Source organism: Acinetobacter sp. MF4640 (assembly GCF_002018895.1).
In the GTDB taxonomy this organism is placed as follows: Bacteria; Pseudomonadota; Gammaproteobacteria; order Pseudomonadales; family Moraxellaceae; genus Acinetobacter; species Acinetobacter johnsonii.
In genome coordinates this window covers 1-21,888 of record NZ_MVOM01000058.1, presented here as the reverse complement: position 1 = coordinate 21,888, position 21,888 = coordinate 1, and the positions used below count along the sequence as shown (strand labels likewise).

Annotated in this window: 20 protein-coding genes and 2 pseudogenes; 1 reads left to right on the top strand and 21 read right to left on the bottom strand. The window is 42.1% G+C overall.

All coding sequences use genetic code 11. From position 1 onward, the window contains the following. The 21 genes and pseudogenes from MF4640_RS15905 to MF4640_RS15810 all read right to left on the bottom strand — a co-directional run. A pseudogene (locus tag MF4640_RS15905) lies at window positions 1-1,669 on the bottom strand (hypothetical protein); the annotation flags it as partial. 9 nt (window positions 1,670-1,678) lie between these two features. After that, window positions 1,679-3,367 carry a phage terminase large subunit gene (gene terL / locus MF4640_RS15900; RefSeq protein WP_078390217.1) on the bottom strand — a complete coding sequence of 563 codons (1,689 nt, stop codon included), beginning with the start codon at window positions 3,365-3,367 and terminating at the stop codon, window positions 1,679-1,681. Continuing rightward, a complete protein-coding gene (locus MF4640_RS15895) occupies window positions 3,367-3,675 on the bottom strand; it encodes a hypothetical protein (RefSeq protein WP_078390216.1) in 309 nt (102 codons plus the stop codon). The genes terL and MF4640_RS15895 overlap by 1 nt, the downstream gene beginning before the upstream one ends. A gap of 65 nt (window positions 3,676-3,740) precedes the next feature. Further along, entirely contained in the window at window positions 3,741-6,272 is a 2,532-nt protein-coding gene (locus MF4640_RS15890; protein ID WP_078390215.1) for a hypothetical protein, read from the bottom strand. A 59-nt stretch (window positions 6,273-6,331) separates the two neighbouring features. After that, window positions 6,332-6,604, bottom strand: coding sequence for a hypothetical protein (locus tag MF4640_RS15885; protein WP_078390214.1), 273 nt, complete (start codon window positions 6,602-6,604; stop codon window positions 6,332-6,334). A 54-nt stretch (window positions 6,605-6,658) separates the two neighbouring features. Beyond that, window positions 6,659-9,520: a transglycosylase SLT domain-containing protein gene (locus MF4640_RS15880; RefSeq protein ID WP_078390213.1), complete on the bottom strand. Its 2,862-nt coding sequence runs from the start codon at window positions 9,518-9,520 to the stop codon at window positions 6,659-6,661. Further along, the gene (locus MF4640_RS15875; RefSeq protein ID WP_078390212.1) at window positions 9,520-11,589 is read right to left on the bottom strand and encodes a methyl-coenzyme M reductase; all 2,070 of its coding nucleotides are present in this window, start codon (window positions 11,587-11,589) and stop codon (window positions 9,520-9,522) included. Before MF4640_RS15875 ends, MF4640_RS15880 begins: the two co-directional genes overlap by 1 nt. After that, complete coding sequence (locus MF4640_RS15870; protein ID WP_078390211.1) at window positions 11,589-12,059, bottom strand: hypothetical protein; 471 nt, start codon at window positions 12,057-12,059, stop codon at window positions 11,589-11,591. Before MF4640_RS15870 ends, MF4640_RS15875 begins: the two co-directional genes overlap by 1 nt. Further along, window positions 12,059-12,544, bottom strand: coding sequence for a hypothetical protein (locus MF4640_RS15865; protein WP_078390210.1), 486 nt, complete (start codon window positions 12,542-12,544; stop codon window positions 12,059-12,061). The genes MF4640_RS15870 and MF4640_RS15865 overlap by 1 nt, the downstream gene beginning before the upstream one ends. A gap of 2 nt (window positions 12,545-12,546) precedes the next feature. After that, complete coding sequence (locus MF4640_RS15860; RefSeq protein ID WP_078390209.1) at window positions 12,547-12,996, bottom strand: GNAT family N-acetyltransferase; 450 nt, start codon at window positions 12,994-12,996, stop codon at window positions 12,547-12,549. Window positions 12,997-12,998: 2 nt separating this feature from the next. Continuing rightward, the gene (locus MF4640_RS15855) at window positions 12,999-15,068 is read right to left on the bottom strand and encodes a carbohydrate-binding protein (protein WP_078390208.1); all 2,070 of its coding nucleotides are present in this window, start codon (window positions 15,066-15,068) and stop codon (window positions 12,999-13,001) included. Continuing rightward, window positions 15,068-15,631, bottom strand: coding sequence for a hypothetical protein (locus tag MF4640_RS15850; RefSeq protein ID WP_078390207.1), 564 nt, complete (start codon window positions 15,629-15,631; stop codon window positions 15,068-15,070). The genes MF4640_RS15855 and MF4640_RS15850 overlap by 1 nt, the downstream gene beginning before the upstream one ends. A gap of 59 nt (window positions 15,632-15,690) precedes the next feature. Continuing rightward, window positions 15,691-15,903 carry a crAss001_48 related protein gene (locus tag MF4640_RS19995; protein WP_413772699.1) on the bottom strand — a complete coding sequence of 71 codons (213 nt, stop codon included), beginning with the start codon at window positions 15,901-15,903 and terminating at the stop codon, window positions 15,691-15,693. 21 nt (window positions 15,904-15,924) lie between these two features. Continuing rightward, window positions 15,925-16,230 (bottom strand): annotated as a pseudogene (locus MF4640_RS15845) (Gp49 family protein); the annotation flags it as partial. Window positions 16,231-16,306: 76 nt separating this feature from the next. Then, entirely contained in the window at window positions 16,307-17,209 is a 903-nt protein-coding gene (locus MF4640_RS15840) for a phage capsid protein (protein WP_004979887.1), read from the bottom strand. 12 nt (window positions 17,210-17,221) lie between these two features. Further along, complete coding sequence (locus MF4640_RS15835; RefSeq protein WP_078390206.1) at window positions 17,222-17,902, bottom strand: hypothetical protein; 681 nt, start codon at window positions 17,900-17,902, stop codon at window positions 17,222-17,224. Continuing rightward, window positions 17,895-18,299: a hypothetical protein gene (locus MF4640_RS15830; protein ID WP_078390205.1), complete on the bottom strand. Its 405-nt coding sequence runs from the start codon at window positions 18,297-18,299 to the stop codon at window positions 17,895-17,897. The genes MF4640_RS15835 and MF4640_RS15830 overlap by 8 nt, the downstream gene beginning before the upstream one ends. After that, entirely contained in the window at window positions 18,296-19,936 is a 1,641-nt protein-coding gene (locus tag MF4640_RS15825; RefSeq protein ID WP_078390204.1) for a portal protein, read from the bottom strand. The genes MF4640_RS15830 and MF4640_RS15825 overlap by 4 nt, the downstream gene beginning before the upstream one ends. Before the next feature lie 3 nt (window positions 19,937-19,939). Further along, window positions 19,940-20,194, bottom strand: a complete 255-nt coding sequence (locus MF4640_RS15820; RefSeq protein WP_078390203.1) for a hypothetical protein — start codon at window positions 20,192-20,194, stop codon at window positions 19,940-19,942. Window position 20,195: 1 nt separating this feature from the next. Next, window positions 20,196-20,441: a hypothetical protein gene (locus MF4640_RS19515; RefSeq protein ID WP_078390202.1), complete on the bottom strand. Its 246-nt coding sequence runs from the start codon at window positions 20,439-20,441 to the stop codon at window positions 20,196-20,198. A 2-nt stretch (window positions 20,442-20,443) separates the two neighbouring features. Next, window positions 20,444-20,854 (bottom strand): hypothetical protein, encoded by a 411-nt coding sequence (locus MF4640_RS15810; protein ID WP_078390201.1) that lies wholly within the window; start codon window positions 20,852-20,854, stop codon window positions 20,444-20,446. A 140-nt stretch (window positions 20,855-20,994) separates the two neighbouring features. Here MF4640_RS15810 and MF4640_RS15805 point away from each other — a divergent pair, with 140 nt between their 5' ends. Next, window positions 20,995-21,792: a hypothetical protein gene (locus MF4640_RS15805; RefSeq protein ID WP_078390200.1), complete on the top strand. Its 798-nt coding sequence runs from the start codon at window positions 20,995-20,997 to the stop codon at window positions 21,790-21,792. Window positions 21,793-21,888 lie beyond the last annotated feature (96 nt).

Sequence of the window (21,888 nt, the reverse complement as noted above, 5' to 3'; positions counted from 1 at the left end):
AAATCAGGTTTTCAGATTTCTTGTAGCTATACTTCTGAACACAATTTACGATGTGGTCAGCCAATCCTTTATACCCAAACAAAGTTAAATGCTGACTTTGAAAACTGTCATGCATTGTCTGCACTTGAGTTGGATTCGCTGGCAAAGGTGGCATTACAGAGATTGTTGTGCCGTTAATCCCAATTACGTTATGGCTTGTATAACTGTTCGCAGTTGGGTCATATACAACACAAGAACCACTGTAAATAAATGCAGTGGCATCCGAAACAGTCATTTGAGTATCAGATACACGAGCTATCACATTCACCACACCAAAGTTTGTTGGCGTTAGAACAGCTTTTACAAACTGAGCTGTGTTCACAAAATACGGACTTTCTTTATCGCTCAATAAGTCGAGTTGCCCTACGATATTATTTTGATTTGTAATGATTGAATTTTGCTTGCTAATCACAGTATCAAGAGTGGCCTTCACATTACTGCTAGAATAATCAATCTTGGAGGCATCAACATTTGGCATATGCTGTTGAATGATCTTTTCAATAATCTCAATTACATATGTTTTTGATTTGATGTAAGCAATATTCCATGCAGCAGCTTGATAGGCAGATACCCGGATATAAGCAGCATTGGCAGGCGCAACATATGTTTTCTCAGTCAAAGTTGTTTGGTCTTCGCCAAATGCACTGATGAACACTTGATTTTTATCATACCAAGCGTGTCGAGCAGCTCCCGCGATTTGACTGTATATACGATAGTTTTGATCTGGTACAACTTTAATAAAGCCTGTTGACTTGTAACCAGAAGAAGCTAACAAAGCACCTGTAGCCGAGATGTATCCAGATTCAGTAAATGCAGCCGATAGGATATTTGTAGTAATGCTATCTGTATATAATTTAGCTTGTGTTAATGGATCATAAGTTGACTTTGTAAATGCTGATCCATCCCATTGCCAGTCACCATTATTTGAGGCTGTGGCATCGTTTGTTACAGTTACTTTTGACTTAGAGGGAATGTTTGCCTTATCTGCATCCATTAAGGCGTAGGTTTTATAGGCTTTATTACCGACACCCACTGAATTAACTTGAATGAGAAGATTTTGCTCTACAGCTTCAGCTCTATGTTTTTCAGCTAAAATATTTTGATCTGCTATTAATGACTCATTATCGATACGAACACTTAAATTGCTTTCAGCTTGATAAGCTCTGATTGCTTCCAAATTTACCAAAGATTTTGTGCTTTCATCACCAGCAATACGAGCAAGTACTTCTGCTGGCAAACCATTAATATTCCCTTCAACCAATTCATCTAATAATTCTTGTAGCTTATTATCAGATATAAAGTTTTTAACATTTAATTCCTGCATCACTAGCCAAATCTTATCTAAATCTAAATTCAGAGAATTGGGGTTAAGCGAGTTATCGTAAGTTTTAAATGTCGTACTTCTGGCCAACGGAGAATTACGCCAAATTTTTATAATTGACTCTGATAATGGAGGGTATTGAAAAATCACATTACCCTCAATATAAGACCAATCACCAACATTTGTAGGTAAATCATTTACTGTAACTACAAGATTATCTGCTGAATCGCACACAAAATCCAAAGCAAATGATGTAGTTACACCATTTGCAACGTGTTCGATATATGGCGTTTGTTCTTGGACTGCCATAGTTGCCCCCTAATCGTTAAAATCTAAGGTGGCTTCTGCAACACCACCGTCTGTTCTCCAATTAGGGCTCTCATTCACTTCATTAGTTCTGTGTATTTTTCCGACACGTTCAGGTTGATCGGTAATTGCGCCCGCTGCTGAGTCTAAGTAGTCATCAGGTTGACTTGAAACTGCTGGGTTCCATTCCCGCATTTGCTTTGCAACTGCCGAATCTTCTTCGTCACCGTTCGCACCTGTCTTAACAAGTACTGAGATATGCGCCCATAAAAGCCCTGACATTAAAGGCCCTTCGAGAGCATCTAGAATTCGTTTATTTTTATTCGATGTTGAAGGCCTTTCTTCCACGCCACAACGCAACTTTCTCTTCTTCAAAGCTGCCTTGAGTGAAGATCCAGCAAAGCCACCAATACCATTCGTTTCGATCACAATTTTAGGTACATAGTACTTTTCAACTAGATCACAAAGTTGCCAAACTTGCCCCCCAACAATTTCACCATCATCGTTGGTAATAATGTCTGGACCAGTTAAAGCAATTGATCGATGCCAGTACTTCGTTCCTAAATCGTCATGTAAAAATAAAGCTACAGACGAAATATCAGATTTAAGCTTGCCGCTAGATGGGTCCCATTTCGCCGACATACCCACGATACGACGTTCACCCAGCATCATGAGATATTGACCATTCGCACGTCTCAGCACTGGCTCACAGTCATAGGCAAGGATTTTGTCAGGATCAAGACGAACATCACCAATCGGCTTGGCATGCATCTGATACTGTGAATCCCATTCGTTCAGTGTTTTACACTCTTCACGGCGAAATTCCATTTCTTCAGGCGTAAAGCGTTCTTCCCAAATCCCCTTTGAATAAAAATCGACAATGTAATTTGATTCTAAAAAGGTTACTTCCCAAGCATTCTTTAATTTTCTACATTCGTAGTTTTCACCCTTTCTTAGATATTTCGCGCCTACGCCAATGCCTGAGAATGCATGTATCGGTTCAAAGTCGAGTATTACCTTTTGACCTTTTACACTGTCTTCAATTCGTTTTTCATTCTCGAACATTTTAAGAATCAGCTTACTTACTTTTCGCTGCTTCTTAATTTTTTCATAAAGTGAATCATGGGTGTGCGGTGTACCAATCCATAGACGTTTTGCACCAGGAATAGCAATGTGCGTTTGTTCAGATAGCTTTTTAGGTAGCTTTTCCCGTTGCTCAGGGTTTGCCGTGGTCTGTGGTGTCTCAACGTCATCGTTTTGAATGAAATGAGCACGATGCCCTGTAACACCTGACAAGATGCCTTTTGCTAGCATAGTGCCGTAACGAACGTCTGGCGTGCCTTCTACAAACCAACGTTCAATTTCACCTTGGCGAATAGCCACATTAGGATTACCAGTACACAAAGGATGTCTCTCAAGAACATCACGTGTACCTTTTGAACACTTATAAGCATCCGCATCTGTAGTACCTTGGTGCAAGATTTGAGTGTTAGGCCAGCAGTAGATCACCCACGCATTAAATACGTCCAATATGGATGATTTAGAGTGTCCACGCGGAAGCATGAGCAAGCCTGTACGCCCATTGAGATAAAACTCCTCAAGGAAAATACAGACTTGAATATGGAAAATAGGAACTTTCCACCCTTGTAGCTCAGTCCAAAGTAGAAAGAACGCTAAAAAGCTGATCTTCGGTTTAGTCATTAGCTCATACGCTGTTTGGCTTTAGCTGCTGCTTCTTCTGCTTTCTTAATTAGTTGCTGTTCGTACTTTTCCTGTGTTGCTTGAGTTGCGCTGATTGGTGGAATTGCTCCTGATTTAATATCTAAGATTCGCTGAAGCGTAGCCATGACACCCGCCTGATCCTTAACGATCTTATACATAAAGCCTTTATTCCCGCGCTCCTGATTTGAGCCAAGACCAATACCCATTGCCATGACAGCAGTTTTCACCATGTCATCTGCTATTTCTTCTGATAGCAATTTGATTCGTTCTACTTGATCATCACGCATAAAAAAATCCCCCTATATAAGTGATATATACAGGGGGATAAATTGTGGTTTGTTGGGTAAGTTGGTTACTGCACTACTCGATCTAAATCAGGGGCTTGAATATCACCTAAATCATCTCCCCAAAAGCGCGTACGATCTTGCTCACGCTCAGCTTTTCGTAAAAGCTTTTCTCGATAACCGGGTGCAATCATATCTTGCATTTCATTAAAAATCATTCGATTGGTCGCGGCTTTGGTGTACCAAAGGTTTTGAGCTGGTATTTTGTTTTTAAAAAGTTTGAAAGCTTCATTGGCTGCATTCGTATCCTTGCCTTCATAATATTGGGTAAAGTTACCCACCGTAAGACCAAGGGCCGCTTTTGCGTCTGAACCGAAAGGACCAACCATAAAATCAGAAGCGCTACGCCCACTGGTGTCAGTACCCGCCACAAGGATATCGCCAAGGATTGATAAGCCACCACCTTGCACTGCTGAGCGAGTTAAAAAATTCACAGTCTTCTGCGGATCATCACTATCCCACATCGTTTGTGGATCATTACCATTTGCTAATTCTTTAAGCTGAACAACCAAAGCACCCAGCAAAGTAGTCATAGCAAAAATTGAAATCCCATAGCCCGCCTTGCTCATTTTAGTTGGTTGGCTCATTGCACGACTACCATGGCGCATAAGAAATGCTGCTGGAAACGATTTAAACTGCAGCATGGATTTAAATATTTCGCCCGTAACAGTACCTTTCTTTTGCCCTGCACTCATGAACGTTCTTTCACGCAATCCAGCCTCAACAACTGCCATGCCTTGTTCATCCAGTAAGTGTGCTTGAAAGCTTGAAGCCACTTCATCACGCACCCTTTGCGGATCACCAAAGGCCAATAATTTATCATCTGGAATTCCATAGATAGAGCGTGCTGACATCAATTGATTGCCTTTGCGATCGACAACAGGTTCAGCCAAACGCATAACCTCCCAAACACGCTCACTCAGTCCAGTTTTTTGCATAAGCTCACGGTCTAGCTCATCCAATTCAGACCATGCTTTAGATCGGCTCAAACGTCCGTATTTCTCCATGAGCATTTTAGTAAAGCCAACCTTTGAAGCGGCTGTAAGTGCATTTAGACCAGACACACGCATAACTTGAGATGCTACGGCGCTTGATACACGTGCAAGCTTTTGGCTTTTGCCACTAACAGAAGTTAGACCGTCGTCCGACCAACGTGCGATTGAACCTAGCATTTCCTCTGTTGCTAAACCTAAGCTATGCGCCAGCTCCCGATCTTCTTTATTTTTAGGGTTTAGCTGACTAATTAACTCACCAAAAGTCTTACGCCAAGCAATATTATGAATATTTGCAGTTTTCTTAATCATGGCCTGATCTGTAAAGCTTGATAAAGTTGTACCGCCAAGCATCGATGCAACGTTCATAGATCGATATGCTAAGCCTAAATTAGCAAGTACTTCACTTTCAGGTGTATTCGCACCCATAAACTCATCAAACATTGTCTGTGCGCGTTTACGTGTCTTTCCTGTGGTGCTCGCATCAACACCTTTTAACCAGTCTTTTTGTTCTGCTGCATCCATCAAAATACGCATGGCATTTTTTGGATTACTTCCTAAGTTCTCAACTAAAGCAATATCTTTAGAAAGACCATTAATATGAGCTTCTACAAGGTCAACCAATGGCAGACCACCATATTTATTTTGATATCTCAACCACGCATCTGCATCCTTAAAATGCAGTACCCGGCTTTCGTTATGCTTAGATGTTACTTTGCTTGAAACACCACCAGCAGATTGACGACCAATTTCCGTTTTATTGGCACCATTGCTTGCAAGTGAGTCATATGAATAATCTAAAAGTGCCTTAATCTCTTCATCAGAATATAAACGGCCGTCTTCATGTACAAACATGCTTCTATCCTGATCAGGAAGAACGTCTTTTAACCACTCTTCTTTACCTGCTTTTACAATCTTGGCAAGATCATGTGTTTGCGGTAATCCAAATTTATCACCTAAATTTCCAATATCTCCACCTGACCGATTAAAACGCTGACGCATATCTTCAAAAACATTACCCATTTTATCACTAATCTTTTTAGCAACTGGATCACCTGTGTTGTCACCAAAACGCTCACGTACGATATTGCCTACTAATTCTTTATCGGTGAATACACCTATTCCACCTTTAATATTGGTGTAAAAATCTACAAGTTCACCGCGATAAATAGCTGCAATGCCGCGTGCTTTTGAGTCGATAGATTGAATACCCGACATGTCACCATGCGGTGCAACCAGACGGTCTACAACTTCACTGGATGACAGTGTTGGGTGATCCAAAGCAGAAAGGTTTTTACTTTGAGTCAGGATGTCACGCGCTGCTATGGCGTGCTTACGTTTCAGCTGATCCTGAATATCCTGAGCGACGAACTCACCCGCTTTTGTGAGCTTTTCAGAATCAGATAAATTGCGCCATGTATCACGATCTTTTTTAGCCAAAGACTTCATTGCATCTTTAATGCGTTGCTCGATCAGTTGTGCTTCTTGTTGGTTTAATGATTCTTTGCCTAAAGCTTTTGCTACGGCTGCTTTGCATTGGTCTTTCATGAAAAAATGCTCAGATAATTTTAGTCATCTGAGCATAAGTTTTAGTGCGATTTATTGGGTTATTCGTCCTGTTCTATAGGCTGACTTGAGATAGATGTCTCGTATTCAACAGCATATTGCTTACCCGTATCATAAAGTTTTGCAACATCCAATAAAAAGTCATCCAATGGCGAAACAAATTTTTCTATTGCTTTAAAATCTTTAAACCGCTTAGCATGGTCAGGCCGCGCATCATAAAGTGTAGTGACCATCATTTCATTGTCATTGATGCCAATAACAAAATCTTCCTTTGTTGGATGAATTAATACATACCCCAATAGTTTTTTACTCATTTCTAAGCCCTCAAGTTTTAAATATTTTTTACATAAGCACGCTTATTAAACGAATTATTCCCCAAACTGTAAAGCACAACTAATGGCAGTTTGTGCGGCCAAAGTATCTTCTTGCGCCTGACGTGCTTCCGCTTCCAGTTCATCCAATCGTTCACGCAAAGACATAGTGATTTCTTCCATTTCCCCATCTGGGCGCATACGACTGACAGAAATCTGCTGATCTGGATTGTGCATAATGATGTCTAAAGCGGCCGATTCTTCTGGACCATCACCAAAGAGTAAGCCTTGTCGCGGGTCGCCCATCCCATCGATGCGATCAATTTCACCTTGGATATTGTCTGAAATAGCTTTAGCACTACGTTTATTGGTATCAAACACATTTAAAAATTGTTTTGCTCCATTACTTAAACCATCATCAATGAGCTGAATTTGGTTTAAATAATCATCCACAGTTTGACCATTGGCCTTTAAGTCACTGAGCTTTTGAGCTGCTTGTGATAAGTCCTTTGCCAGTGTGTTGGCATGTCGCCCACCTTGTTTCACTAAAGCACCCAATTGTGCTAACTGAGGAGCTGCACGTAGCAAAGCATTTAAAACAGTTTTGCTATCATCGTCGATGTTTTCATATAGTCTCGTTACAAGACTAGAATCATCGTACGCACTCTGCATAATTGCCGATTCAATCCGTTGTTTCCCGCCCTGTGATAAGCGTCCATCATCGGTCAAAATATTTGGCTTTTCAGACTCCGGGAGAGAATTTACAAATCCGCGAATGAAGTCCATCGAACCATCTAAATTGATTGAGCCATCATTATTTATTTTGAGTAATGATGCATCGGGCAAGCGATCTACATCACTGGTCGCACGTTCTGACGCACTGTACTGCGCCACATCCGCTTCATTGGCTAACTTAGTGAATTGTACACGGTCGGTATCTGTTAAGCGTGTACGGACTAATACAGGCCGATCAACCCCTGAAATATCCCAACCTTTTTCAGCAGCATACTTTTCAATATAAGCTCGATAGTTGTCGGCCTTGCCTGTTTCATAAGCACGGTTGATTGCTAGTGTGCGACCATTGCCCGATTCAACAACATTGTCCACTCCGATAATTGGTGCACCGTCTGAAAGCTTTGCAGATTCTCCCAACCATTCAGGCTTTAAATCATCTGCCATGTTTTCAATCTGCTGGCGTGATGCTTCGCGAGTTCGGTCACGTGGTTGTAGATCGGTTGGATAAAGTGGATTCACTCCATAAGCTGCATCATTGGACGCAATCAACTCACCTAATGATTTCACTTCATAGGCGAAGTCATAACTTGAACCATCCATGCCCATTGAAGTGGACACATTATTACCAGTGTAGTTTTTATATTTACCAGTATTGATGAAATCCTTTACCCGATTCACATAGTTAATAGTTTCAGTGGCTTTCGGTTTACCATTTTTCTGCATGGCTTTACCATTTGTAAAACCACCGTTGTAGTGTGCAGCTAATACAAAAGGGTCTTTGGTTTTATATTGTTGGGACATTTCTCGAACAAGGTACAAAGCCATTTCCGTGGCATGTTCTGGATTATTGATATCCCATTTTTTCTTGTAGGTACGCTCAAGCCCTGCCTTTGTTTCAGGCATGATCTGCATAATTGACTGTGCACCCTTAGGTGAAACTTGATTGTTATGTGATTTCTCACCAGCACGGCGCACAGCGGTTAAAAGTGGTACTGCCCACTCCATATCCATAGACTTTGCTTTATTGCCTAAAAGCGCATCTAAACGCGGATCGTCATAACGAATGTTTTTATATTCACTTGGGCTTATCGTTATTGGTCTTTGCTTTTCCTCACCCTTAACAGCGTGCTGTACGTTGACGGGTCGACCGATACGCAAATTGTTTTGCGCATCATCCATATTCTTGAAATGATTGTTGGCCTGCACTGGATTTGACGGTTTAACAGGTGAAGCTGCATTATCAAATTCAACTTCATTCGCAACCAAAGCAGATTGAGTCTGTGTTGTTTTGGCTTCAAGTTGTTCAGGCGTTACATCTATGGCATCAGATGGAGTTTCACTAACCAGCCCTGCTTTACGTTCCGCTTTGCGCTCCAAATAAAGATTGGTACCACGTGCGCCACCAAACATAAGCGTATTCAAAACCACATCGGTAGCAACAGATTCACCAGTGATTTCATACTTTTTTGCCTGTTTATCATAGCCCTCAGATTCAAGCACCTGACCGCTTGCGTATTGGCCCGCAGTGGATAATGTAGTCGCCCCACCAATCGATAGGGCCGCATCCTTAACAAGTCCACCAGTTCCCTTAAATCCATAGCTTAAAGGGAGTACTGTAGAAGCTGCTGCAACACCACCATCGATCAAAGCTGCTGTAGTCGCGGTATCCTCATCAACGCCCTTATGAATTAAATCCTCACGGCTGTAATTCACCTCGGTTACACCTGTAGTTAGCGCTGCCCCCACTGGTCCAAGTGGAGCACCTGCCAAAACACGTGTACCCATATCAGAAATACCAAAAAGCATGTTACCAACCAATCCTGAGTTTGGTGCATCTTGCAGTTCTTCAACTTGCATCACTAAAGCATCACGGCGGTCTTTATTCTTTTCTTCATGCACATCTGAAAATGATTTTTCACGTACATCTAATGCCCCATCTAAGCCACCATTTCGCACATCATCAATTGAGTACTGCAAATGATCAGCAACACGTTCAAAAGGTTTCTTGGCCGTGTCATAAACCTTTACTGCACCCGCAGCCACACCGCGTGGAATAGCAGTTGCAGCACCATCAAATAAACCTGCTTCTTTTTTAGGTTGCTTGGGTGCTTTACCCAAGCCGCCTGCATTCATTTCATTGATAGATTGCTGTTCGCTATCATCAATTTCACTGAGCCAATTCATTACTTGGTTGCTCCATTAATCATGATTCGCCAATTAACACCATCGATCTGCAATGGATTGCCACGCTCGTTGAGTAAATCGTATTGAATTTCACCCTTTTTGCTACGCACTGGTGATTGTCGTAAACGTAAGGTTTTAAGCTCTGCCTCAGTCATACCTGTGTGCTTGGCCAATGACGCATAACCAGCATCGAGACGACTTTCAAAAGCGTCATCAGTCATTCCGTAAGGCATGGCTACTTTCCAATCCTGTAGCTTTCCACCCATATAGTTTTTAAGTGTTCCTGACTGTTGATGGACACCACCAGTGGCAAAAGCTAAAGCAAATTTCAGCACGTCTTCCTTTGGTAGCTCGTCTGCTTTGTCATGCTGTAAATTTCGTGCTTCCATGGTATCGGCATACACTGCACGAAATACGTTATAAGCATTATTGGCACTCGTACCTGATACGGTATTGCCCACATAATTGTTAAATGCTGATTTTAAGTCTGCATCCTTAGGCATGATGAGCTGTTTGTTTTTTAGAATTTGTGTGCCGTTGACGATGGAGGTTGAAAGCTTACGTCCCTCAGTACTTTGAAATTTATTCATATCAGCAAGGCCAGCAGCTACATAGTTTTGATCCCCTGAACCTAACTGACCTAATACAGCTCCCCAAATGCTTGCCCCTCTTGGATGCCCTTTGGATTTAGAGATTAAGCCGCTAATAAAATTCAGCTTTTCATTAACCCCCATACCATCAAAGGCTTTTTTCGCTTCGGGTAAATCTTCCTCAGAAATTGGTCTCAAAGTAATATTGGCATCTTTTAAAGACAACTGGCTAATACCGTTATCCACTGCACCATCAATCCATTCACTAGGATTCGATTTAAGCGTGTTTCCACCTAAGCTATGGACTTGCAAGCCTGCTTCACGAACAACCTGATTAGGATTGGTTTTAGCCGTCTGTAGCTTGGATTTATAAATATCCTCATAGGCATTCAAAATCTTTTCTTCATCTGCAGCATTTGCAGATGGCGTATTTTTCATTTTTGCTTTTTGTTCGTTAATCAGTCTTTGCTGTTCAGATGTAGATTTATTGGCAAAACGCTGAAAATTTACCGACTGCTTTTGGAGAAATTTAAACTCAGTTTCGCTTTCAGTTCCAGCTACAGCCTTACTCACATTGTTCTCATATTCCGAGTCTTGAGCGCGGCCTGTAAGGACATTCGCTTTATAGTCATTCAAGAGCTTGGTTGCTTCTGAATTGCGCTTGTTTTCTTCAACTCGTACTTGGGTATCAATGGCATCAATACGGCTTAAAACCTGATTTTTCTTTTGTTGTAGTGTCTGCCCATCGGTATAACCAAAACCACCGTTATCCATTTTGGTAATCAACTGGTGCAGTGAATTGGTGTCTTTATTCTCTACAGCACTGGAAATAGCACCTTCAATTTCAAGAATGTCTTGGCCTGATTCAAAAGCATTTACCCGCGCTTGTACATCCGCTGCAGGTAGATTCAAACTTGCAAGATTGGTTTCTAAATATGCACGTCCTTGCTTGCGGTCATAACGTGAAGCTATGTCACCATAGCGATCTGCTAGAACAACACCTTTTTGCATATCTGCGCGAAGTTGCAACGGCAATAAACCTGAAGCCTGACGATTCAAATTGTCACGCCAGTAATTGTTTAGATCTGGACGTGCAAACTCAGGGAGTTCCGATTCAATTTGCTTGTATCGATCTTCTGACCATTTGTTTAAAGCCTCTTGCCCAGCCTTTGCATTGTAATCACCATTCGACACACCGTTTTTAACAAGCGTAACTTGCTCATTCATTTCAGTGGTCATGATGTCATCAAGTTTCACTTTTGCTTCTTGCTTGGCTAGTTCGTTGTTGTATAGCTCAAGGCGCTTGGCACTCAATTCAGCTTCTTGCTTTTGCTTATCGATTTCCTGAACTGCACCATGTACAGAACTTCCAGCGTTAGCAATGGCGGAACCAAGCTGATCTAAGTTGTTTTGAGGTACTGCAATACGTTGAACTTCAGGCATTGCATTACCAAAATTACCCATCGGAATTCTTGGCATTACTTCCACCCCCCGCCTGTTGAACCCTGCGTTTTATTGGTCTGCTGGGTAAGAGCACTGTATCCACCAGCACCCGCTGAAACCGTATTCAAAACACCTGTTGCTGCTGCCGTATTCGCATTGTTTTTAAATTGGCTGGCTTGTGCTTTCAATCGCTGTGAGGAGTTATAGCCTGTAACCTCAGCCATATTCGCATCGTAATTTGCAGCCTGTTCAATTTCATCATTGATCACCAATGCTGTGCCTTCATTCACATCTAGGCCATTCTGAGCCAAAGCAGCACGCGCAGCGGATTGAGTTTTTTCTTTCTCCTTACGAATGCGGTCTGCTTCTAAGCGTCCACGCGCTTTTTCAGCACTCGCATCGGCTTCGGCTTGTTCACCTGCAGCTTTGTTATTTTGGTAGCTCGAATAACCTGAAATTGCTGCACCTGCTACAGCGGCCGCAGCCGCAACCATTGCCCATGACATTAGCCAATCTCCTTACACTTGCTTTGGAGTGATGCAAGGAATTGATCAATCTCTTCTTCAGGAACAATCACCTGCTTTTCGATTTCTTCTAAATCAGTACTGTCTGTTGGATGTACCGTCATCCAAGACGTATCTTCATGAAAGTAACCGATGCGTTTTGTGCCGGGCATAGATTTAATCACGGCGGGTGCTTTTAAATATTCAATGCCATTTTCGGTAGCGACTGTAAGCGACCCACTTAGCAAAACATTCATATGCTCGGTTCGATGCATCTTACTGACAATCAACGTGCCGGCTTTTGCATCCATCTGACGCATATATACACCTGGTGCAAAATGATGAACCACTGGCACTTCAATCAATTCAGCTTGATCCGTAATTTGCTGCTGAATATCTCGTACAACGTCTATGTATGCACGGTTCTGTACCTCTCCAAGGATTTGAGCTAACAGCTCTTTATTTTCATGTGGAATAACGTCATTCATGCTTATAGCTCCATATCCAAAACAGTGCCGTATTGTGTAAAACCGAAATGCTCATAGAGTCGAATACAAGCACGAGATTCAACACCAGTCGTGGTACCGCACTGGATTCGATTCACACCCATAGCAGCCGCCCAACCAACGAAAGTTTGAATAAGTACGTAAGCTGCACGTGTCTTGCGAAATTCAGGCTTTACATACATCACGTCATCGAAGGCAATTTTGGTGTTATTGAACCAGTCACCACCGACACGCCCTGCAAAACCGCCCATGATTTCGTGATCTTGCTCAACGATTAAAATCACACCGCCGCCATTAATTAAATGAGTGAAATGCTCTGCTGCCTTATCAGTCATGTATGGACGATTATGATAGTTGGGCGCTTCTTTAATAAATTCTTGCCCCAATGCAACCAAAGCAGGCACATCGGGGAGCTTAGCTGTACGCACTCGCATGGTTATTTCTCGTTAATTGATAACTGCATAGTGATAGCTTGCAAGTGAAACGGCAGCGGTTTGTTGTGTGTTATTACTAAAGGGATTCTATGCAAATCCTCCCATGATCCACCTTCTTCCAAGTGATAACCTGTATGCGGCTTTCGTGGTGCAAGTGGGTTATCGTCATAGGTGAATATTTCAACCATTTCACCGTTTAGCTCTGGTGCAATGGTGTTGTTAAAAAAGAATGCTGTACGATCGACCTTAGCTTTATGCAACATGCTAGACAGTGGTGCTTGATTCAATTCGGGTGGGAATAGCTCAACAGTACAATGAATCGGCTGACCGACTTTAATGCCTTCACCGTTTAGCTCATCACCCACAACTAAGTGTTCCCCATCCTCCTCAAAGTTGGCCTGATAAATAAAATCATCCCCTTGGTGATAAGCCACAACCTCATCAAGTAGATTAGGCTTTACTACTTGCCCACTACCCACGACCAATGTGCGTTCTGAGTCCACATAAGCACTAAAAGACACTTCCTCAAGACACGTGGTACCCGATCGTTTCACCAACATAAAAGTACGGTCTGAACCAAGCTGTGTAGGGATAGAACACATGCTAATCACTTCCCCGCTAAAGTCGTGCTGTGCCCATGCCAAAACCTCTTGATCACGGTTAAAAGTAATTGTGGCCACTTTGCCATCACCCAATACTAACCACACTAAACTTTCAGGTTCTTGCATGTAGGAGATTTCATTTACCCCGCCGTGCTGCTCTCCAATATGGGAAGAAAGGGAGCTAACTTCAGGTGAAACCAAGCCGTCTACTTCATAGCGATAAGTTAAAGCCCGGACACGCTCACCGCCACGCTGAACAAATAGCAGCTCATTGCCCACACGTTCAGGTCGTGTAACTGGATATGCACCGTATGCGCTGTGTTCATTGATGTTTACTGTTGTAGGAGTTAATGCGCCGTCCGAGTCAATCATGTACTCACCACCTGAGGTTAAACACACTACCCCGCGCTGAGCTTCTAAGAATAAGATGCTATTTGATAGGCCAGATGCAGACACAATGCTGAATGCGTCACCATCTTCTGTAGTTTCGAGAAAATTACCATTGCCGCCAACAGCACTAAACCATACCTTGTTCGGGGCTTTTTTTGTGTTCGATAGGACTAAGCGCTGTTTAAAGAATGTGCAACATCTTGGATAGCCATTCGTAGCGTTAAATGCTGGCGGCAAAATTGCCCAAGAACGTTCAATTGCTGTGATGTCAGCATCTAATTTTTTAAGGATTTCTCCGTTTACATGATCAGCATTAATGAACTGAGTGATCTTAATAATCCCTCCATTCACTTCAATCAAATTGCCAATATCAGCAGCCGTGAATGTTGCACCTGCACTGACCGTAACCTGTGCCCAATCTAATTCATTTTCATTCGGTTGCTTGTCTGTATTGTCACGTAATGCCTGATAATAATAAGGGCCTTGTATGACCACATCACCAGCTAAATAAGCCTGTGTGCTCACCCAAACGCTATAAGCACTCAATGTAAAAGACACCAGTGCACCAATGTCTTGACCTGAGGGCTTTCCTTTTCGGAATGGAAACCGTGCATTTTCAGAGTCGGTCGGCAAATGAGTGTAAACAAACTGATTCAACTGCCAGTTATCAAAGGCGGTATCACATAAAAGTCGGTGTACTGGCACTTCACTATGTGTGAGATACATTTCATACCGGTATTGTACAAACTGGATGTCATGTATCTGACTCTCTGTGTATGGAGAAACAATACTTTCAAGTACTTCAAGTGTTTTCGGATTAACAATCTCGACCAAATTCGGCTTAAAAACAATTAGAAATGCATTATCTGAATTTACTACAAATGGAATGAGTCGTACTGCACCAACCTGTGCCGATAAAAACAGTGTGCCTGGTCTTTTACGCACACCACCTTCGACAAGTGGAATCACATTTTTAAGGGTCTTCGCACCATTGCCATACTGTTGAATGTCTGTGCGTGTATACAGCGTCGGTGATAGCTCCCCAGCACTGAAGTTATTTTTAGTAATGACCTGTTTCATTAGTAGCGTACCCCGATCAAATTAGGGGTGTAATCTGCTGCAAAGTCTTGTGCTGGACGTTCTTGACCATTGATAGCACGTGCTTGTTTCAGCATGTTCTGTAGCTTCTGCCATGCGCTATCTGCTTCGGCATTGCTTCCTGTGATCGGCTTTGCAAGCTTACTCACCAAATACAAGGCCATACACTCAGAAAATAAAGAATCCCAAAGCTCTTCATTGTCTTCATCACGTACATAAACCAAGTTAATTAGATTTGTATTGGCCAGAATGTGGCGACCTTCCATTTCGTATTCGTACTGGCCTGAATCATATAGACGCAAAAAATCTTTAGGCAGTGGGAATGCATTGCTGTAGCCAAAAGCAGGATGTGTACTCACTGGTGCAAGCTGTGCACGTTTCTTGGCGAATGACCAAGGATGCATACGCAATAAACCACGGCGTGTAGAGTCATAAATCGAAGCACAACGCCGTGCGTTTTCGGTATTGTCCTCAAATGATTGGATTGCTTTAGCACCAATCATGCTCAGTGCTTCATTGCAAATGGATATTGATGTTGTTGTCATAGAAAAAGCCCTCAAGTTTTAATGATCTTGAGGGCTTTTAAGAGTGGGTTTGTTGGGTGTTAGCCAAGTGCACCAATAAGTTCAGCATCATACTCAATACGTGAACCTAAAATCGTTGAATACAGCTCCATTGCTTCAGCTTGAGATTCCAATTTGTAAACTTGCTCATCTGTCAGCAATGGCACCTGATCTGTACCTAGCTTAGCTAAGAATGCTTTCAATGCAGTAAGCTTCACATCAAGTTCATGCTTTTCATCTTGCATGCGTTCAATATGGTTTTTCGGCTGTAATGGAGTGGTAAATAGGCGGTATCCTTCCAGTTCCCACAGTTTGTTTTCAGCATGCTTTTCGGCATTGCTACGCGCCAAGCGTTCACCAATATCAGCATCAAAGTTTTCAGCATTTACACATGCGCTGAAACCTGTAGCCAAGAAAAATTTACCATCAAGGAATGCATGTACAAATGTTGATGTTGTTCCACCTGGGCACTGTTCAGTTGTATATGTGATTCGATCTTTTAGAGAATCAATATCAGATTTAGTTACACGCGGCGCGACTGCTTTTTCTGCTAACTCTTTTTCTGTTACTGCTTTAGTCATTTCTAACTCATCCATTCAAATTGATATAAAAAAGACCTCACGCCCTGCTCGTAAAGCGTGAGGCCAAAGCTACGACTTATGCAGTAAAGTCAATTGCGACTACTTTTAATTCGTTTGCACGGCCTGCACCGAATGAATGGACGCCACCAACTTGTTTGATGTTTTTCTTGTCTGGACGAGTCGAAATATCAAACCCAGTAATTGGAGCATCACCAAAATGGACAGCTGATCCACAATAAGCCACTGTACGCAATTCACCTGCAGTAGCACCTTGGTTTAACTTTTCGTATGGAATCCAGTTGAAGCCCATCCATTTTCCACCTACACCACCTTCTTGCAGCATCTTACCCGCCATGTAGTCGGCCGAAGTTAAAGTGGTATCACCCAAAATATCTTCCAACATTGTTGATGTGTAGAGGATGTAAAGTGTTTCGCCGTTATGCTCATCAACTTCATTCTTACGAAAAAGCGATTTAGCTTTGGCAAGTTTTTCTTTCAATGTGCCGAACGCTGAAAGAATGATTTGACCTACTGGTAAATTAACCGTTGCAACAGATTTCACACCCGCATCATTGACCGTAGTGCGTGTTACACCACCAACCAAGGCTTGATAAATAATGTCATCAGTTTTACGGTTACGCGCACTGATTAAGTTCTTCATGTATTTATCATTTGGTGTTGCTTTAAGCTTAGGTAAATCACGATTTTCAATTGGAATGAAGCAGTCAAAATCAGACATTAAGGCAGTACGAACACCAGTATCTGGAATTTGCCAATTAGTGTCACCGAAACGCTCACCAGAAGGCTGCATTTCAACTTGCCCCATATCATTAATGGTGAATGATTCACCCTCAATCGCTCCGCGATTTACCGAAGTCTTAAGCAAGCGTGATTCGTTTTGCATTGCAGCAACTTCATAAGTGTTATGAAACTGCTGTACAAACGCTGCTGTAATTTTATTTTGGTTCACTGTAGCCATTGGCTATACCCCTTATGTGTTTGCCTTTGCAAAGTGTTTTTCAACTTGGGCATATACGCGCTTATGGTCAGGATGACGTTCATTCATGTATGCCTCTGATGCAATCAATGATTGAACATCTTCAGCACCACTTTGTTGGGTGTTAGCAGGGGGTGAATCTTCTTGGAGCTGTGAACCGAAATAAGCCGCCATTTTTAAGACAAGTGGATTGTTACCAAATTCAGGGCTATTCACTTCTTCCGCTGTCAAAATGCCGTTCTGAATTGCATTGTTTGCAGCTGCTCGTGCAAATCCAAAATTAGTATCTGTTTCCCCGCCCCAAGTCTCTTTCATGGCTGTAATACAAGCCTCATTGTCTAGTGCTGCATTACCCTCCATGAGTGCAGGAATCAACTGGTTATATTCCCCAAGTAGAAAGCCTAAATGCTCACTGCTTAGACCAGCATCACGCGCACGCTCTAGGAACTCTTGGTTTTCTGGAATGGCTTTAAAATCGTCATAGTTAAAGCCTTCTACATTGACCTCATAACCATCTATCGATTCAGGCGCACCGATTTGCTGATTCTCTTGACCACCTTGATTTTGATCATCTGCACCAGTGTTGTTTTCTTGAAGCTGCTCTTGACCACCCATCATAGAGTTTTGATTTTGCTGTTCTTGATTGTTGTCAGTTTGATTTGCTTGTTCAGTCATTTACTTCTTCCTTATAGTTTGGATCGTTTGCACGATTGATTTGATTTACGATGAAATTGATAACGCCGTGTGCGCCTAAGTTGTAACTGGTTTGACGCTCACCGCCTTTGTCGTCTGGGACAAATGAGTCTTTGCAGAAAACCATGGTTAAATGCTCTAAAACGCGCTGGCCATTCACATCCAAATCAAAGACATTGCGATAAGTTTCAGGTGTTGCACGTTTAATTTTACGAATGCGTACAAAATTGCCTGTTTCCTGCTCTACTTCACTTAAAATTGGTAATGGGCGTTCAGATAATTCAGCTTGGAGCTTTTCAACTTCTTTGCATTTGCAGCGGTAGGCAACAAATAAACCGACACACACGACCAATAAGACTCCAATTAAAAATCCACTCATTGCATCACCTCAGTAGGCATCTGCGCCATTTGATTGCCCATACCCTTTGAAATAGCATCACCAGCTTTATCCATCATTGCCGCCTGCTGTTGTGCCTGCGCTTGTTCTTCCTGTGCTTTTTGACGTGCTTGGCGTAGCTGTTGAACTTCATCAGCTGTACGCATAATGGTTTGAGGGACGCCGCGCCCTGTTCCTGTTAGCACCGCAACAGCATCAAAATCGACGTTATCGAGAATGGTTCGATCGACTTGAGCAATGCTCGAAAGACTCATGATGTATTGCTCAGTTGCGTAGACTTCTTCCATTCGCTGGCTACGTGCAAGTGGTGACACAAACTTGAATGAAAGGTTGCGACCCCAAAGCTCTTCAGGTGCGTCACCTAAAACGTTGTCACGTAATGCCAAACCAAAACAGCGATCTAAAATACTGCGTAGATACTCAGCTTGTAGACGACCATACATAGGTCCTAACAACTGACGGATCATTTCAACACGGGTATTAATCTCTGTTGCCGTCATTTGACTGGTGCCGATTGGTGGCAACTGATCAGCCATGAGCTTGCGACGAATACCGCCTTGTAGACTGGTCAGAAGGTAATCTGCAATTTGGAAATTTGTTCCATCATCCAAGCGCTTCATAGAATCAACTTTATTGGCCACAATCACTTTACGTGGACCAATACGCACGGTATGAGGATTTAAAACACCATCATCTTCAGCAATCCACATCCCACCGATTTGTAGATCAGCAGCTCGCACAGTGTTTTTGACAAGTTCATTTGCTGTTTTAGCATCAGGTAGCGCCAAAGACATTTGACCATTGCCATAAACAGAACCCGGCAATTTACGCAAACGAGGGATTGAACATGGGAACTCGTGATAGCCCGATACTTTCAACATCTGCTTATTGCTGATATCGATGTGGTATGAGGCAAAAGGCATTGCTTTGTTGATCTGACCAGCACCCGATTGTTTACGTGGCTGAATGACGTGTAGTAGCTTGAACTTTGTGTCTGGACTCTCTGTTGCAACTGATACGACTGAGTGATGACAATTGCTCTCACCGTAGGTATTCACCATAGTTTGAGCCGTCATTTCATGTTCACGATAAATCGTATCAATCAAGCCATCTGCGCGAGTTGAACCGATGAAACACGAACCTATAGGCCATGATTCAAAGACATAACCACCCTGCGCCACACGGTCAATATCGACATACATCACGCCCCAACCAGCAGTTACAACGTCTGTAAGCGTATCGAAGTTCTCGCTGTCAAAGTTTGATGCATGGATATTGCGCCACATAAATTGGCAGACATCCTCAAGCCAGCGTTCACCCTCTGTAAGCTCTGCAAGATCGTCAATGCCATCAGGTTGAGCTTTGAACCAAATAGAGTTCGCAGGTGTTACGCCGTTCATGATCATCGAAACAAGCACTTGAACTGAATCTGCCGCTGTTGAATCGTACAGATCAGCACGTTCAGTCTCGCGCTGATTCTTCACATCTGAACCACTAAAGCTTTGTTGACGCTCAGGAGCTCCGTATCGGTAGCATTCTGCCCAATGTGATTCATGTAACGCACGCGCAGATTTAAGCTGACCTAAGCGAGCACAATAGATACGAGCGTCATTTTCCATAAATTAGCCCTCAGCCTTGCTTCTAGCAAAATTAGCCCGATCTTTCATCACAGCCACAAGCATATCTAGATGCTCTTCATAGCCATCACCAAGCAAATGAAATAGCTCAGCTGATGCTTGAAGCATAATTACTGAGGCAAAAACCTCCTTTGCCTCTTGATGCTTTAAATCATCGAAAAATGGCTTGAGGTTTTGATCATATAGTCGAGTTGCTGAACGTGCAGCGACTCCCCCTACGTGAGTTATTTCTTCTCGCATATTAGCCACCGCCTAGTTTTGATTTCTTTTCAAAGAGTGCGCCATACTTAGAGTTAACCAAAGCATTAGCAGTATTGCTCAGATTTCGGCCGTCACTCTCCCCACCCAATACACTCATACTGCTACCCGCTGAGCCACCAGAACGACGTCCAGCACGTTTAGCGTTCGCTTCGGCTGTCGCTTTTTCAGCAGCTTTAAGTGCATCACCTTCAGGGTCTTGTTGGACTATTTTTGGTTTCCCGCACATGTTTAACCCTCCACTGACCAGCCTTTAGCGGTAAGTACAGGCTTTTTACGCACTGGTGCTACTGCTTGGGTTGTTGGTTGTTGATTTTGACCGCCAGTAAGCTTGACGACTTGCTTACGTGCTGCAACAAGCTCAGCCGTTACGCCTTTTAGTTCTTCTTCTTTAATTGCTAGTTGTGCAGCAACAGCATCGAATTGCTCTATAGAAATAAAACCTTCAGGCGCTTCGACTTGTTGGTCTAGACCCTCTTGGGTTTCGCCTAACGCGGCATCATCACCCGTTGGCTCTGTCGTCTTAGATTCATCAGCTTTCCCCAACACAGCATCCATTACGTCATCTGTTGAGGTCTGCGCCGTGGTAGTAGTTTCTTTTTTTGCACCTGGTGTTTGTGTCTTGCGTGGTGTAGTAGCCATAAAAAAGCCCCATCATTGGTTGATAGGGCTAATGTGCGGTGGTTCGTGTAGCGGTTTGTTGGGTGATTTATAATGATTTTTTTCTACTAAAAGCTTAATATGCATGCAAATTAATTGATTATATTTTTTGGGGAATTATTGTGGCAGATCTAAAAGAATTAGATGAGGTAGCAAAAAGGCAAATTACTGAATTGAATTCAGCTAAGCTAAACCTTATCTCAGCCTTAGATAGACTAGTAATTAATGAGGTAAAAGTTTTTAATCTACCAGGCCACATTGGTAACAATATCCCAAATTCGTTCAGAGATAATTTTAATAGTTACATTTATTTAATTAAGGAATTAATAGAAAAGAATAAAATTGAAGGTGTTACTACAAATTATTTAAAAGCTTTGAAGCTTAATATCGAAGATCTTTACAAACTAAAAGAGGCAATTTTAGTAGAAAAAGATTTAAATGAATTTAACGTAAAAGCAAAAAATACTCTTAACCACATAAATATTATTTATGATGAATTCAAAAAATACCTAAATTTAAAAAATGAATTTAATCAATTATCTTTTAATGCTATCAGCGAAAGTCTAGCAGATGTCAAGAATGAATTATCTTCTTTCAGAAGATTACGGCATATTGCTGACACAGCTTTAACTGAAAATATTTACAAAAATGCTGTCATCAAGTACCAAAAATTTGAAAAAAAATATAGAAAATACTTTTATAGAGCTATTGCAATAGTACTGTTATTAGCCGTTTTATTATTACTCTTTAAATCAAAATTAATAACTTTTTTAGGTATTAGTAATACTGAGTTCTGGGTTTTAAAAATTTCATTAATGATTGTAGGCATTACTCTGATTAGTTACTTTCTTAAACAAACATCTCATTACCAAAAATTAGCTGATCAAAACGGCTTTGTTGCACAAAGATTTAAAAGATAACACTCTGCTCATTTGAACAGAATTCAAGTGACAACTTGGGTATGAGGACGACCTAATTCTGTAAATTTGTTCAATACGGCTATGCGTGCATGAATC